General features: G+C 74.7%; 10 protein-coding genes. 3 read left to right on the top strand and 7 right to left on the bottom strand.

What is annotated here, in order from left to right:
* Positions 1–10 precede the first annotated feature (10 nt).
* Genes OG948_RS22035 through OG948_RS22015 form a run of 5 tightly spaced genes read right to left on the bottom strand, consistent with a single transcriptional unit; the run spans position 11 to position 12,425 of the window.
* A complete protein-coding gene (locus tag OG948_RS22035) occupies positions 11–1,837 on the bottom strand; it encodes a hypothetical protein (protein WP_406298181.1) in 1,827 nt (608 codons plus the stop codon).
* Positions 1,834–5,532: a DUF5682 family protein gene (locus tag OG948_RS22030; protein WP_406298180.1), complete on the bottom strand. Its 3,699-nt coding sequence runs from the start codon at positions 5,530–5,532 to the stop codon at positions 1,834–1,836. The genes OG948_RS22035 and OG948_RS22030 overlap by 4 nt, the downstream gene beginning before the upstream one ends.
* Before the next feature lie 4 nt (positions 5,533–5,536).
* Complete coding sequence (locus tag OG948_RS22025) at positions 5,537–6,697, bottom strand: AAA family ATPase (protein WP_406298179.1); 1,161 nt, start codon at positions 6,695–6,697, stop codon at positions 5,537–5,539.
* Positions 6,697–11,577 (bottom strand): hypothetical protein, encoded by a 4,881-nt coding sequence (locus OG948_RS22020; RefSeq protein WP_406298178.1) that lies wholly within the window; start codon positions 11,575–11,577, stop codon positions 6,697–6,699. Before OG948_RS22020 ends, OG948_RS22025 begins: the two co-directional genes overlap by 1 nt.
* Entirely contained in the window at positions 11,574–12,425 is an 852-nt protein-coding gene (locus OG948_RS22015; protein WP_406298177.1) for a DUF4132 domain-containing protein, read from the bottom strand. The genes OG948_RS22020 and OG948_RS22015 overlap by 4 nt, the downstream gene beginning before the upstream one ends.
* A 224-nt stretch (positions 12,426–12,649) precedes the next feature.
* Between OG948_RS22015 and OG948_RS22010 the strand changes: the two genes are divergently transcribed.
* From OG948_RS22010 to OG948_RS22000, 3 genes are all read left to right on the top strand, one after another.
* Positions 12,650–12,973, top strand: coding sequence for a hypothetical protein (locus OG948_RS22010; RefSeq protein WP_406298176.1), 324 nt, complete (start codon positions 12,650–12,652; stop codon positions 12,971–12,973).
* 119 nt (positions 12,974–13,092) lie between these two features.
* On the top strand, positions 13,093–13,335 hold the full coding sequence (locus tag OG948_RS22005; RefSeq protein WP_406298175.1) for a chaplin: 243 nt from the start codon (positions 13,093–13,095) through the stop codon (positions 13,333–13,335).
* A gap of 213 nt (positions 13,336–13,548) precedes the next feature.
* A complete protein-coding gene (locus tag OG948_RS22000; RefSeq protein WP_406298174.1) occupies positions 13,549–13,911 on the top strand; it encodes a VOC family protein in 363 nt (120 codons plus the stop codon).
* A 19-nt stretch (positions 13,912–13,930) separates the two neighbouring features.
* Here the strand turns inward: OG948_RS22000 and OG948_RS21995 are convergent, their stop codons facing one another.
* Positions 13,931–14,311, bottom strand: a complete 381-nt coding sequence (locus OG948_RS21995; RefSeq protein WP_406298173.1) for a RidA family protein — start codon at positions 14,309–14,311, stop codon at positions 13,931–13,933.
* A gap of 59 nt (positions 14,312–14,370) precedes the next feature.
* Positions 14,371–15,372, bottom strand: coding sequence for a sugar kinase (locus OG948_RS21990; protein ID WP_406298172.1), 1,002 nt, complete (start codon positions 15,370–15,372; stop codon positions 14,371–14,373).
* Positions 15,373–15,448: the final 76 nt, after the last annotated feature.

Below are 15,448 nucleotides of genomic sequence, written 5' to 3'. Positions count from 1 at the left end.
CCCGGCTCGACTACTCGGTGGACCAAACAGACCTGGTCAGAGCCCCTTCGACGGTTTGCGCGTACACGGCGGCGGCCAGCCACGCAGCGGACAAAAGGTCGTTGTCGCCCGTGCGAAGACGCCCGAAAACATCCCGTTCGCGGCCCGCCGCGACGTGCGTGAGGCGCTCGACCAGATCCGCCCCCGTGGTCAGTCCGACCCGGCGCAGTCGGGCGGTGTCGCCGACGGTGGAGCCGGCCAGGGCGAGCACCGGCCGGCCGCCGCTGATCGCGCGTTCGACGTGACGGTGCATCAGGTACAGCGGGGCGGGCGGCGGTTCCTCGGCCGCGCCGGTCGGGGCCCCGGCCGGCGCGGCACTCGGAAGGTCGGCACGATGCAGCCGGTCCAGGCCCAGGTCGATCCGGCCCAGCCGCTCCTCGGTCAGCCGCAGGGTGGGTCCGTCCCCCGGCGGGATGCCGATCGCCAGCACCCGGACCGCGCGGTCGGCACCGGGTTCGAGCCGACCGATCAGCCGCAGCCGCAGGCCGGGGCAGGTTGCCAGCAGGCGCAGGTTGTCCCGGTAGGCGAAGGCGGGGTCGGCGTGCGCGACCAGCAGGTGCACGTCCAGTTCGCCGCACGCGGCGTGCACCCGGTCCCGGGCGCCGGGGGTGGTGCCGAGCACGGTGACGTCGAGGAAGAGCAGGTCGGCGCCGGCGGGACGGTCGTCGGGGGGCAGGTCGCGATGTCCCACCACGCGGTCGACCTGGGCGGGCAGCGGGACCTCCCACAGGCCGCGCAGGGGTTCCTCGGTCCAGGCCGCGCCGCTCGCCCGCGCCGCGCGCACGCCCTGGCCGGCGCCCAGTCGGCCGCCCGCGGACGCGGTGGCGCCGGAGACGACCAGGCCCGCGCGGGTGAGCGCGACCGGGTCGATGGAGGTGTCGCCGACCCGAATCGCGCGGGTCGCGGCGCCGACCGCGCGTTCGGCGCCGCCGGGGGCGACGTCGCCGATCGTGCGCAGTGTGCCGGTGGAGTCCACGGTGGTGGTCACCGCGCCCGCGAAGCCGCGTGCGGTCAGCACCGGTTCGGTGAACAGGCCGTACAGGCGCAGCGAACCGGCCGCGGCGTAGGCCCGGCGGGAGGTGCCGCGCAGCGCCTCGAGCGGCTGCGCGGTCTCGCCCGTCGAGGTCCGCAACGCGTGGGCGACGTCGAGCAGTTCGCGCAGCGCGGCGACCAGGTCGGCGAGCCGGTACGCGGGATCCTCGGCGCGGGCGGCGCGCAGCCCGGTCGCCACCGCGACCGCGGCGGCGGAGGCGCGGTGCAGTCCGGCCAGGCGCGCGGTGTGCGCGGCGCGCAGCAGGCCGGCCTGGAGCACCGCGCCGGCGCTGTCCAGACCGGCGTCCACGATCGCGGCGCCGGCGGTCCACAGCCCGTCGGCGGCGGCGCGCTCGGCGTCGGTGGGGCCGGCGGGTTCGGCGCCGATGGGTTCGGCGGCGCTGGGTCCGGCGGCCTCGGTCGGCGTCGCGGTTCCGGCCGGGTCCGCGGGCTCGGCGTCGGCGTCGGGTGTGCCCTCGGCGACCGGAGCCGAGGCGGCGGCCGCGGCGCGGTGTACGCAGGCGGGTGCGAGCAGGCACGAGCAGCGCAGGTCGGCGGTGGTGGTGACCGCCCCGGTCGGGATGTACAGGGTCAGTTCGGCGTCGTCGCCGACGGTGATCCGCACGGTGTCGCCGTCGCGTTCGACCGCGCACGCGGCGAGTTTGCCGATCGCGGCGTCCAGGCGTTTGCGCAGGCGCGGGGTGAGTGCCTCGACGATGTCGGCGGTCACGTCCGGCGCGACGGGTGGCAGGCCCTGCGTGCTCATCGGACCTTCTCTCCGACCCAGCGGGCCAGTTCGGTGGGGCTCAGGGCGGCGACCGGCATGCCGGCGGCGACGAGGCTGCCGGCGACGGCGGTGGAGTAGCGCGGGCGGCCCGCGTCGTCCAGGCTCGCGCAGCCGAGGATGTGGCAGCCGGAGGAGGCCAGCGCACGCACCTCGCCGAGCAGGCCGCCCAGCGGGTAGCCCTCCTCGAAGTCGCTGATCACGGTGATCAGCGTGCGGGAGGGCACGGTGACCAGTTCGCGGGCGGCCCGCAGGCCGGCGGCGATGTGCGTGCCGCCGCCGACGTTCACCTCCAGGAGCAGGCCGAGCGGGTCGTGCACATGCTCGGTGAGGTCGATCACCTCGGTGGAGAAGGCCAGGAAGTGCGTGCTCAGCGACGGGACGCCGGCCAGGATCGACGCGGTGAGCGCGGACCAGATGGTGGACGCCTCCATCGAGCCGGACACGTCGACGACCAGGATCAGCCGCCAGTCGTTGCTGCGGCTCGCGCGGGTCCTGAAGATCGGCCGCTCCGGGACCACGACCACGGTGCCCTCCGGGTCGCGGCGGGCGGTGGTGAGGTTGGCGCGCAGAGTGCGCGGCAGGTCGAGCGCGCCGCCGGGGCGGCGGGTCGGGCGCGGTGTGGTGATGCCGGTCAGGGCGGGTCGCAGGCGGGTGGCGAGTTCGCGGGTGAGCTCGGCGACGATCCGGGCGATCAGCGGGCGCAGCAGCGCGAGTTTGCCCTCGGGGAGGCCGCCGGCGTGGGCCAGGACGGTCTTGAGCAGGTCCACGGAGGGGCGGGCCGCGGCCGGGTCGAGGTGGGTGAGCACGTCGGTGCGCCCGGCCGCCGCGGCGGCGGCCAGCACCTCCTCGCGGACGGCCGGACCGAACAGGGCGATCAGTTCCTCGGACCATTCCCGCACGCCCGGGTAGGGGGCTTCCCGGCCGCCGCGGTCGCCGTCGCCGAGGTCGCCCCGGGCACCTTCGCCTCGGCCGGTGCCGTAGAGCTCGTCGAGCGCGGTGGCCATCCGGGCGGCGTTGCCCGGGAGGCGGTCGGAGCGGCGGCCGAGGATGAGCTTCCAGCGCTGGGCGCTCGGGATTTCGTGGGCGGGTGGCGGGGTTGCGGTTCGATCGGCCGGCAATTGTGCGCCCTCGCCCACCCGGTGCGCGGAATTCGGCGGCTGCGGTGTCACGGCGCCGGGCGAGCCGATCTCGCCCCGCGGCGCGCCGGCGGTGGGTTCGGGTGGGGGTAGCAGGCCGCGTCGGGTGAGGGCTTCGCGGGCGGCCAGGTCGGCGCCGGTCCAGCGGGCCAGTTCGATCGGGTCGGTGTCGGTGTCGACGCGGTCGCCCAGGTGGTCGGCCACCGCGTCCAGTACCCGGTCGCGGGCCGCGGGGCTGAGCGTGTCGAAGCCGCCGCGCAACGCCGGCAGGCGCTCCAGGAACGGGCGGTCGGCGAGGGTGTCGACGCGGCCCAGGAGCGCGGTCAATACCGGGCCGCCGGTTTGCAGCAGCGGGCCGGCCGCGGTGAGCAGGCCGGTGAGTCGACGGGTCAGGTCGGCGCGGGCCGCCGCAGTGGTGGCGGTGTCGATCCAGGAGCCGATCCGGTCGCCGAGGACGGCCGCGTCCTCGTGCCCGAGCAGGACCCGGATCGCGCCGGCGGCGGCGGACATCAGCGGCGAACCGTCGGCGGCCAGCCGGGCCAGTCCGGTGGACAGCCGCAGTCCGCCGAACGCGTCGGCGCGCCCGGCCAGATCGGCCAGGGCTCGCGCGTCGGCGGGATCGTCGGATCCGTCCAGGCCGTCGAGGTGGCGGACGGCGGCGGTGAGCAGGGTCCGGGTGATGTCGGCGGCCCCGGCGGGGCCGGCGCCGGGCTTCGGATCGACCGCCTTCGGGTCGGCGTCCGGCGCGTCGCCGCCCGGCACGTCGTCGCCCGGCACGTCGCCGCCCGGCACGTCGCCGCCCGGCTCGGACTCGGGTCCGGCCTCGGGTTCGGGTACCGGCCCGGACTCGGGTGCGGGCTCCGGTGCGACGCCCAGGTGGCCCGCGTGGATGCGGTCGGTCAGGGTCAGCGCGGTGAGCAGGTTCGGGAGGGTGGCGATGCCGGGGAGTGTGTCGGCGGTTTCGGTCAGCCGGGTCGCGGTGAGCTCGGTCAGGCCGCACGCGGCGGCGCGTTCGAGCCCGGTGAGGATCTGTTCGGCGGTGGGGCCGCCCTCGTCGAGTTCGGTCCGGTGCCGCGCGCGCAGGGTGCCCTCGGCGGCCTGTTCGGGGGTCACGCCGCGCATGCCCGCCGCGTCCAGCAGGGCCGCGGCGGACGGTGTCCAGCGCACCCGCCAGCGGGTGGTGACCGCGTCCGCGCCACCTGCGCCGACCACCGCGACCGGTTCGGCGTACGGGATCCGACAGGTCGTCAGTTGTTGCAGGAGCAGTTCGCGGCGCCGATCCAGGTCGCTGCGCAGCGGGTCCAGGCGCAGGTCGCGTTCGGCCGGGTCGGCGGGGCCGGGCAGGCCGAGTTCGGCGATCCGGCGTTCGACCTCGGGGCCCAGGCCGCTGCGCGGCGCGGCCGGCGCGGGGCGGCCGGCCCGGGTGCCGACCAGGACGTGTTCGAGCGCGCGGGCCACCGAGCGGCCCCGACCCAGCGGCTCGCCGTGGGTGAGCACGGTCTGCACCGCCTCGAGCAGTTCGCCGCGGCCCGCCGCGGGCAGCCCGCGCAGGTTGGCCAGGTCGCCCGCGAGCCGGACGATCTCGCGGGCGTCGGCCGGCCCGCTGGGGTGGCCCTGGCGGCGCAGTTCGGTGCAGATCCGGACGGCCGCGGCGATCAGCGCCTCGTGCAGCGCGGCCGGGTCGCCGCCGGATTCCAGCACACTCTGCTGCCACTCCGGGTCGCGGATGCCGGCCGGGTAGCCGGAGCGCGCGTCCAGGAGCGGGTAGGTGTACGGGATCAGCGACATCGTGACGTCGGCGACCTCGGCGGTGGGCGCGACGGTGTCCTCGTCGAGCAGGGCCGGCGCGTGGAAGGCGCCGAGCACCACCGCGGCGCGCGCGCCGCCGGCGGTCGCCTCGCGCAGGGTGGCGCGCATCCACGCCTCGCGGCGCAGGTCGACCGGGTCCACGGTGCCCGCGTCGCGGCGCAGTGCCCAGCCGACGGTGAGCGCCGCCCGGCGGATCGCCTCGGCGGGCGAGCCGGGTGCGGTGGCCTCGACCAGCCGGTCCCACAGGTCGTCGCCGGCGCGGCCGGTGAGCCGGTCGCGCAGCGCGGCGTGCAGGGTCCCCGCGCCGTGTGCCGAGCCGTCGCCGGCGTCCGCGGGCACGTGGTCGGTGCGGTCCCATCCGGGGTGCCCGAGTGGGAGGTCGCACGGGATCGCCGGGACGCCGTTGCGGGCGGCCCAGCGCAGGGCGGCCAGCTCCGGCGAGAAGTCGGCGAACGGGTAGAAGCCGAGCCCGTTCGGGCCGGTCCCGGCCAGTGCGATCGGCGCCCGGGTGTCCTCGTGCGCGAGCCACTCCAGCCAGGGCGCGGCCTCGTGCGGCAGTTCGACGAGCAGGACCTCGGGGCGGGCCGCGTCCAGCAGTGCCGGAACGGCGGCGGCGAGCGAGGGGGCGTGGTGGCGCACGCCGATCAGGTAGGGCTGCCGGGACGCGGCCAGGCGCTCGGCGGCGGGACGGGCCTCGTCGATGGGCCCGTCCGTACGTGTGGTCGACACCTCGTCAGCCCTCCAGGACTCCGCGCAGGTCCCACAGGGTGCGCCAGGTGGCCGAGCCGTGTTCCGCGCGGCGGCGCACCGCCGCGTCCCAGTAGGACAGGAGCCGGGCGGCGTCGGCCGGGTCGTCCTTCTTCGCGACGCCGAGCAGGTGCCCCGGGAGCAGGCTCAGCACGTCCCGGTCGCCCGGGAAGTAGGCCGCGGCCAGCGCGAGCGAGGAGGCCACCGAGACCGCCTCGGCGGTGCTCAGCACGGTGGAGGGGCGTTCGATCTCCCAGCCCTCGGCGGAGCGGCCGGTGCGCAGGTCGCGGAACGCGGTGACCAGTACCTCCAGGACCGTGTCGTCGACGGCGTACGCGGTCCCGGTGCGCTCCACCGCGGCCTTGGCCTGGCGGCGGACCAGCGCGATCTCCGCGTCGTGGTCGCCGATCGGGCCGACCGTCTCGAAGTTGAACCGGCGCTTGAGCGCGGCGGACATCTCCGAGACGCCCCGGTCGCGCAGGTTCGCGGTGGCGATCAGGGTGAAGCCGGGCGCGGCGTGTACCTGCGCGTCGGTGCCGCCCGCGAGTTCGGGCACCGCGATCCGGCGCTCGGACAGCAGCGACACCAACGCGTCCTGCACCTCGGGCAGGCAGCGGGTGACCTCTTCGATCCGGGCCACCCCGCCGGTGGTCATCGCGGTGAGCACCGGCGAGGGCACCAGGGCCCCCCGGCTGGGGCCCTGGGCGAGCAACAGCGCGTAGTTCCAGCCGTACTTGAGCTGGTCCTCGGTGGTGCCCGCGGTGCCCTGCACGGTGAGCCCGCTGGTGCCGCACACGGCGGCGGCCAGCAGTTCGGACAACATCGACTTCGCGGTGCCGGGCTCGCCGACCAGGAGCAGGCCGCGCTCGCCGGCGAGGGTGACCACGCAGCGCTCGACGAGGGCGCGTTCGCCGACGAACTTGGCGCCGATGGTCAGGGTGCGCGGCAGGCCGTCGACCGGTTCGGGCAGCTTGAGTTCGTCGCCGCTGCCCATCACGAAGGTGACCACGGCGCGCGGGGTCAGCCGCCAGGCCGGCGGGCGCGGGCCGCGGTCGTAGGCGGCCAGGAAGGCGAGTTCGCTCGCGTACAGGTCCTCGGGGGGTTGTACCTGGCGCGCACTCGTGGCGGGTTCGGTTGCGGTTGCCATCAGCGGCGGCCCTTCCGGGTGGTACGGGTGACGAGTTGTTCGAAGCCTGGCGCATCGCCGTCCTGCACCCGCCGCCAGGCCCGGTGGAACAGTTCGGGCACCGGGCAATCGGGCACGATCGTGGTGTGGGTGGGCGTCGCGTACAGCCCTTCCTTCCAGGTCTCCACGGGCAGTGCGGGGGCCTTGAGCGCACTCCAGCCGCCGGGCAGGAACAGCGTGCGGCCGGCACGCGAGCGCTTGGCCTCGACCACCAGGTCGGTGCCCGCGAGTTCGGTGCGGGCCTTCTTCAGGCGCGCGGGCTTCCAGCCGGTCCAGCGGGCGACGTGCCGGTCGGTGGGGTCGGGCAGGGCGAGCAGTTGCAGGTACAGGACCGCCGCGTCCTCGCCGATGCCGTGTGTCTTGGCCACCTCGGCGACCAGGTCGGGCACCGCGTACGCCGGGTCCTGCTGGATGCCGGGCGGGCCGTCGGCGCGCAGCAGCTCCTCGAAGGCCGGGTCCAGGATCCGGCGGAAGGACTTGAAGCCGGCCGAGTCGGCGGCGCCGCGGAGCGCGATCAGCCGGTCGAACCACGGGTCGTCGGCACCGGTGAAGCCGGCGGGTCGGACCTCGGCGAACTCGCTCTCGCCGTACCAGGGCCGGAGCCAGAAGCGGTCCTCGAGCCGGAGTATGCCGTCCGGGTCGGTGCCGCCGGTGGCGGGCAGTCCGGCCGCCTCGCGCAGCAGGGTCGCGGTGTTGCCGCGCTCGGCGTACTCGATGTCCAGGTCGAAGACCAGGCCCGGGTCGGCCAGTCGGGTGCGCAGCAGGCCGACCACGTTCGGCAGGTGCGCGCGCAGCGGATCGCCGTAGGGCAGCCGGTAGGCGAGCCAGGCGAGTGCGGTCACCGTGGCGTTGAGGCCGTGGCCGCTGGGCACCGCCTCGCTGTCGGAGGCGCGCAGGCGGCCGTCCTTGTCCACCGTGTGGGTGGAGGTGCCGGTGATCCACTTGCACGATTCCGGGGTGAGCACGCTCTCGAACGATCCGGCGGACAGGCCCCGGACGTCCGCCGCGACGTCCTCGGGCAACCGGAGCACCCGGCCGAACGCGGTGTTCCAGGCGCGGCAACCGGCCTCGATGTCGTGGCCCGTCGTCCACAGGGTGTGGACGTCCTCGGGGCGTTCGGGGATCAGCGCGCCCAGCACGCCGGCCCGCGCGGTGCCCTCCAGCCGGTCCAGCTGCGAGCGGGCGCTGTCGATCTCGGCCACCTTGAGCCGGAGCAGGGCCCGCTGGTCCTTGTCCAGGTCGCCGGCGGTCAGTCCGGTCAGCAACAGGCTCGCCTCGGCCCGGCCCAGGCCGGTGCCCTCCATCAGAGCGGTGACCCCCTCCGGCCGCCAGGTCACCGGACCGTGTTCGCGGATCCCGCGCACCACGGCGGCGACCCGCTCCGGGGACATCGGCTCGACGTAGCGGTGTTCCTCGTGGGTGGTGAAGCCGTCGATCGCCGCGAACGTTCCCGAGGGGTCGTGGTCGAGCGCGGTCCAGTGCTCCTTGTCGTTGCCGTAGGTGTACTGGCTGTCCAGGATCACGATGGTGCGGTCGCCGCGGCGGATCACTCGGCCCCGGCGCTTGTTGTCCTTGTTCTTCTTGCGGCTGGGCTCGCACAGGGTGACCGAGCGCAGCGTCCCGGCGGGTGTGCCCAGCGGGCCGGCGGCGAGCGCCTCCAGCGCCACGAGCAGCGACGCGCGGTGCTCCTCGGAGGTGAACGGGGACAGCGCACGGGCGAGCATCGCGGCACGGTGGTCGAGCAGTTCGTGCCAGGACATGTGCGGATCGGTGAGCCGGTCGGACTCGGTGGTCCACTCGGCCGGGCCGTCGGTGCGGGCCAGCGCCGCGGCCACGGCGGTGATGTGGTTCATCGTGGTCCACGCGGCCAGGCCCGTGCCGTAGTGCCGGTATCCGCCGTTGCGCGCGATCCCGACGAGGGCCGGGTGCAGTTCGGCGTCCTGGCCGTGCGCGGGGCCGGTGGGCACCACGCGGGCCTTGCGCTCCTTGACGGTGACCTTGCCGAAGTCGCGGAGTTTGCGAGCGAGTCGGGAGGTGTCCGCGGCCAGTCCGGCGACACAGCGCACGAGTCCGGCGTGGCCGATCTCGGGCAGCAGTCGGCGCACCGGCTCGGTCCGCACGGCGTCGGGTCGGCTCGGCTTGTTCTTGTCCTCGGACTTCTTGGCGATCGCGTACTCGGCCATCGCGCGCTCGTGGTCCGCGTGCACCTCGGTGACCAGTTCGGCGGCCCGCTCGGGGGTGAGCGCGCGCAGGGCCAGCGAGCCGGCCTCGTCGCGCGGGCGCAGTGCGTGCCAGAACGCCGGCTGCGGGACGATCCGGCTGCCCAGGGCCAGGTCGCCGACGCCGCCCCGTTGGCCGCACTGGCCGAGCAGCACGTCGCCGGCCCACAGCGTCACGTTGCCGCCGCTCTCGACGACCGCCGTCGGGGCCGCGCCGCCGGGCAGGCGCAGCGCGCCGATCGGCACCTCCTGCGGCGTGTTGTCCCAGTGCCGCCGGTTGCGCACGGGCGCGCCGACGGTGCGGCCGTCCACGGAGCCGGCGGTGATCGTGTCCCCGTCGACGCGGACCCAGCGGCCGAGCAGTTTGCCGTCGGTGCCCAGCGGAGTGTTCTCCAGCCCGGGCAGCAGCGGCAGCAGTTCGCATCGGTCGGCCACCAGTGCGCCGCCGTCGGCGACCGCGGCGGCGAACGGCGCGGGCAGCGAGGCCCGGCCGTGGGTGCCGGTGGCCGGGTCGTACTCGGTCCACTTGCGGTCGCTGCGGTCGTAGTCGAGCGACCAGTGCGTGGTGCCGTCGGTGAGCACGCCCCGGCGCGGCGGCAGCTTGGTGTCGCCGGCGTACAGCGGCCGGCCGCCGGTGGTGCGGCCGCCGTCGGGCAGCGCGAGGGAGAGCATCGGGTTGGCGTCCGAGCCGCCGTTGGGGCTCTCGCCGGTGAGCAGGAAGGTCTCGGTCGGGCGCCCGGACCAGTACGCCTCCCAGTCGTATTCCTTGTTGTACCAGGCGACCAGGAGTTGTCCGTCGACGTAGCGGAAGGCGGGGCGCTGCCACGAGGTGCGCTCCTTGGGCAGCCGCGGCTCGTGGTCGAGCAGGATGCCCTCGGGGCCGACCACGACGGCGCGCTTGTCGGAGGAGAGCACCAGCGCGGGCCACGCCTCGTCGACCCGGATCTCGCTCTTGCGGCCGAAGAGGTCGATCGCCTCCTCCAGCGCGGGCCAGCCGAGTTCGTCGTAGACGCCGGCGCGCAGCGTGGTGGTCAGCAGGGCGACGGCGTCGAACGCGCGGATCCGGGCGACCAGGTCCGGGGTGACGTCCTCGACCACCTCGCGGAACTCGTTCAGCACCTTGAACTCGCGCTCGGCGGTGGGCAGGCCGGCCGCCGCGGTGACCCGGGCGCCCTGCTCGGTCAGCCAGCGGGCGAGCACACCGCGCAGCACCGGGTGCGCGGCGGTGGCCGCGTGGTGGTTGCCCTTGAGGCCGCCGATCGCGGCCTGGAGCAGGGCGGTGTAGCGCTCGTCGGCGGCGATGTGGGCCAGCTCGCTGCGGCCCGGTGCCTGGTCGTTCCACCATTCGCCCAGGTCGATCGAACCCTTGGGGTCCGGGTCGGCCAGCGGTATGCGCTCGGCCAGGGCCGTGTCGAGCAGGTCGATGTCCACACTGGAGCGCCAGCCGTTGCCACTGAACAGGTCGACCGGCACCGCCTCGGCGCGCAGCGCGTCGGCCATCTCGGCGAGCAGCTTCGCGGTGCGCTCGCTGCGCGCGTTGTAGCGCCAGCCGCGCTGCCGGTGCGTGGACCAGCGGGTGACCCATTGGGCCCGGGCGCCGGCGACCAGGTCGCCGCCGACCAGCAGGTCCAGGACTCCGGCTTCGGCGAGCAGGTCGAGCCACAGATCGTCGAGTTCGGCGTCCGGGGTCGAGCCACCGGGGGTGGGCAGGATCTCCAGCAGCCGGACCCGGACCTCCGGCTCGGCGGCGGCCAGCGCCGCGATCGGCTTGCGGTTGACCTTCCAGAAGGACAGCGGCGCGCGGCCGATCGCGGGCGTGGCGAGCAGTTCGCGCAGCAGCGCGTGCTCCTCGGCGGTGTGGTCGCCGCCGGCCGCGCGGATCAACGCGCGGGCGTCCTCGGCCAGGCCCGCGTACGGCGGCATGCCCGCGGTGCAGCGCTCGACCGCGAGTTGGCGGAACTGCGCCCATGCCTCGATCGGACCCAGCCGCGCGGACAGCGCCTTGGCGTGTTCCTTGAGCGCCTTGGCGGTGAGCGCGCCGGCGAAGGCGAACTCCAGGAAGACCGCGCGCAGTCGCTCCTCCTCGATCGGCAGGTTGTGCACCCGCTCGGCCTCGCGGGCCTTGCCGAAGAACGCGGACGCGTAGGTCGTGTTGTCGTGCTTGAGGAAGATCCGCGCGGCCTGCTCGTGGAAGGTGGGCAGGAAGTGCGGTACGGCCCGGCCCAGTCGGGTCGCGAGCTGGTCGAAGCCGTCCTTGGCCGCGCCGGGCTTGGTCTTGGCCTGCCGGTCCAGCCGCTCGATGTCGCGGACCAGGGCCAGCGCGTGGTGGCCGTTCGCCGGGTCGTTGACCAGGGCCCAGGCCGGGAAGCCGAGCGCCTCGCGGCGGACCTGGCCGACCTCGGGCGCGTCCTGTTCGCGGGCCAGGCCCAGGAAGCCGAGCGCCAGGTCCTCGGCCTCGCCCAGCGTCGCCGGGACCAGCCGGACGATCGGGCGGTCCTCGAACGCGGGGTGCAGGTAGGTGCGCACCGTGAGCGTGTCGATGTCGTCGCCGGTCAGGGTGTCGGCGGGCAGGATGCCGCCGGCGTCCAGCAGCACGCGGGACGGGTCGGGGGTGGTGCTCATGCCGCTTCCTCCGTGGTCTCGATCGTGCGGCCCGCGTACAGCGCGGCGCCCATGCGCATGCCTTCCGACCAGGCCACCGGCGGGACCCGGTCCAGGGTCAGCGTGCTGCCGCCCTCGGTCCAGGTGACCGAGCCGGTCTCGGTCGATTCGTAGCCGTCGTAGTCGCCCAGCCACATCCGGGCCTCGACCTCGCGGTCTCCGTCCAGCACCGCGCACACGGCCTGGCCGCCGCGCACCTGGTAGCCCAGTTGGGTGGCCCGGCCGATCAGGAAGCGCAACTGGTCGTAGCGCCCGCCGGAGAACTCCTCGATGCCGCTGCGGGTGCCGTCCAGGTCGGCGGGCCGGTGCCACACCTCGCGGTAGAGCTGCTGCACCCGCTGCTCGACGCCCAGTTCGACGGCGAACTCGCGCAGGTCCTCCAGGTCCTCCAGCAGCACCGGGTGCGGGATCCGCACGGTCCGCGCGTCGAGGTAGACGGTGTCGCCGTCGGGGTCGACGATGCCGACGCCGCGCTCGGAGTCCGCACCGCGCAGGAATCCGGCCACGTCGGCGCCGTCGGCGGTGACCACCAGATCGCGCAGCACCCGCTGCCAGGACGGATCCGGCCACACCCGGGACAACACCGCGACCGGGACCGGGAGCGAGCCGATCATCCAGCGCTCGACCGCGTCCTGGCACGAGCGGTCGTGCCGCTCCAGCCACTCGACGAGCTGTCGCAGGCCCACCACGGCCGGGTCCTCGGCGAGTTTCCCGGGCACCGACTTCAGTTGCCGCCCCTTGGCATTGCGGCACACCACCTTGCCGTCCTGCACGGCGACCTCATAGTCGCCCGCCCGGATCCATCCCACGATCGTTCCCTCCACAGCTCTTCGCGAATGTCGGTGACACCCCGTCAAATGCCAAGCGGCACAAGGCGCTCGGCGCCGGTGACGAGGTTGGCGGGAACGTTAGCCGCCGATTCCGACAGCGCCGTCACCCGCCAGGATGAAACCCCGGGGAAATCCGCCTTCGATGGCCGAATATCGCGCCCGAGAGGGAAACTCGGGGCGGCGCTTGGACTAACTTGCGTGGAATGACAGTGCCCGCCGCACCCCGAGGTCTGCGCAGCCTGATTCCCGGTCCCGGGCCGGAAGGGGATCCCGGCGCCACGGCCGGCGATACGGCCGCCGGCGCGCCGATCTCGGCCTGCCCGGTGTCGCAGCCGGCCGAACCCGCGCCGGTCGCGGCGCGTACCCGTTCGGTGCTGGACGCGCTGGCGCCGGTGACGGTGCCGCGCGCGGTCGCCGAGGCGTCCGCGGACGTGTTGTGCGCGCTGGCCGCGACCGCTCCCGCGGAACTCGCGCAGGTGGCCCACGAACTGGCTCTGCGGCTGCGCGCCGCCGCCCATCCGGCGTAACTTCACCGAGCGCGACCGCTCGTTCGGCCGTGTCGCCGTATCCGAAGGCATGTTGGCGCGTTGTTCAGGACCCACCCGCCGCGGGTGGGACCTGTACGAACCGAAAGGACCGACACAAGATGTCGCGTATCGCCAAGGCCGCAGTCCTGACCGCCACTGTGGGCGCCGCTCTCGCGGGCGCTGCCGGGCCCGCCATGGCCAGCTCCGAGGCGGACGGCGCGGCCGTGGGCTCGCCCGGCGTGCTCTCCGGCAACAACATCCAGGTTCCGGTTCACGTCCCGATCAACTTGTGCGGCAACACCGTGAACATCATCGCGGCGCTCAACCCCACCATCGGCAACACCTGCATCAACGGCGGCTGACGTCGACGTCGGCTGACAAACACCTCGGCCCCGCTCGGTGCGTTCTTCCACGCATCGAGCGGGGCCGTGTCATGTGCCGCGACGGGCGGCGGGACGGAGCGAAACCGGCGCCCGGCGGCCGACCGGGGCTCCCCGGCTTCGGACCGGGGCTCGTCGGTGCGTCGGTTCGAACCGGGGTTCGGCGCGGCGCGGCGCCGGGGTAGGCATCCGCGCATGACGACCTACGCCCTGCACCACGTACAGCTCGCCATCCCGGCCGGCAGCGAGGACGCGTGCCGCGCCTTCTACCTCGGCGTCCTGGGCATGACCGAGGTGGCCAAGCCGCCGGTGTTGGCCGCGCGCGGCGGTCTGTGGGTGCGGGCCGGCACGCTGGAGATGCACCTCGGTGTCGAGGCCGACTTCCGACCCGCGCGCAAGGCGCATCCCGGCATCCTGGTCGCCGACCTGGACGACGTGATGGCCAGACTCACCGCGAACGGCACCGAGGTCGTCCCGGACGGCGAGTTCCCCGGCCACCGCAGGTGCTACGCACAGGACGCGGTGGGCAACCGGCTGGAATTCCTCCAGCCGCTGTGACCGACCGCGCGGCCCGAGGTCACGGGCGGCGGGCCACCACGTCGATCTCGACCAGGATGTTCATCAGGTCCGAGCCGACCGTCGTGCGCACCGGGTACGGCGCGGTGAAGTACTCGCGGTAGACCTCGTCGTAACCGGCGAAGTCGCGCTTGAGGTGCTCCAGGTGGGTGGTCACCTTGACCACGTGGCCGAAGTCGAGGCCGGCCTCGGCCAGCACGGCCTTGAGGTTGTCCAGCACCTGGCGGGTCTGGGTCGCCACGTCGTCGCCCACGGTCGCGCCGGTGGCCGGGTCGATCGGGCCCATGCCCGCGGTGTAGACGAAGTCGCCGGCGTCGATGCCCTGCGAGTACGTGCCACCCGGCTTGGGCGCGGCGTCGGTGCGGATTTCCTTGTGTGCCATGGGAGTTCGCTTTCTTGATCGCATTGTTCGTGCTGGTGGACGGTATGTGAGCGGGCGGCTCAGCGGGCGACCGCGTCGTCCTGGTGCAGCAGTCGCAGTTCGTCCCGGCGGGGCAGGCCCTCCCAGTCGCCGGGCACGGTGACCGCGAACGCGCCGGCCGCGGCGGCGGTGGCCACCCGGGCGGCGACCGAGCCGCCCTCGACCAGTTCGGCGAGATAGCCGGCGGCGAACGCGTCGCCCGCGCCCACCGGGTCGACCGCGTCGACCCGGTGCAGCGGCACCTCGTGCGGCCGGCCGTCGACGATCGCGACGGCGCCGCGCGAGCCCTGCTTGAGCAGCACCTGGGTGGGGCCCAGCGCGCCGAGTTCGCGCGCGAGGTCGAGCACCGGGGTGTGCTCCGGCGCCTTGAGCACCAGGCGGGCCTCGTCCTCGGTGGCGAACACGATGTCCGCGCCGGCGGCCAGCGCGCGCAGTTCGGTCGCCGCGTCCTCGGCCGACCACAGCGCCTTGCGGTAGTTCAGGTCGAGCGAGACCGGGACGCCGGCCGCGTTCGCCTCGGCCACCGCCGCGCGGACCGCCGCGCGCGCGGTCGTGGACAGCGCGGGGGTGATGCCGGTGACGTGCAGGATCCTCGCCGAGCGCACCAACGCGGGATCCACGTCCTGCGGGCACAACCGTGAACCGGCGCTGCCCGCGCGGTAGTAGCGCACGTCGGTGGCCGCGCTGGTGCGCCGCGCCTTGACCATCAATCCGGTGGGCGCGTCCGGGTCGACCACCGCGCCGCGGGTGTCCAGCCCCTCGCCGCCGAGCACGGTCAGCACCAGCCGACCGAACTCGTCGTCGCCCACCCGACCGATCCAGGCGGCCCGCCGGCCCAGTCGGGTGATCCCGATGGCCAGGTTGCTCTCGGCCCCGCCGGTGGCGACGTCGAGCGTGCGAGCGTGCCGCAGCGGGCCGATGTGCGGCGCGGTGAGCAGCACCATGGTCTCGCCGAGCGTGACCACGTCCGGGGCTTCCCGGGGTTCGGCGGTCATGATGTCCTCTCGCGTGATTCGCGTCATCGGTGGCATCGGATTCGGGGTCGGGTTCGGAGTCGGGTTCGGGTTTCGGATTCGGGACGGCTCGGCGGCGGATCGG

The sequence above is a fragment of the Embleya sp. NBC_00888 genome, assembly GCF_045207655.1.
Lineage (GTDB): Bacteria > Actinomycetota > Actinomycetes > Streptomycetales > Streptomycetaceae > Embleya.
The sequence above is the reverse complement of the archived record's forward strand: the minus strand, read 5'-3'. Positions and strand labels throughout refer to the sequence as shown.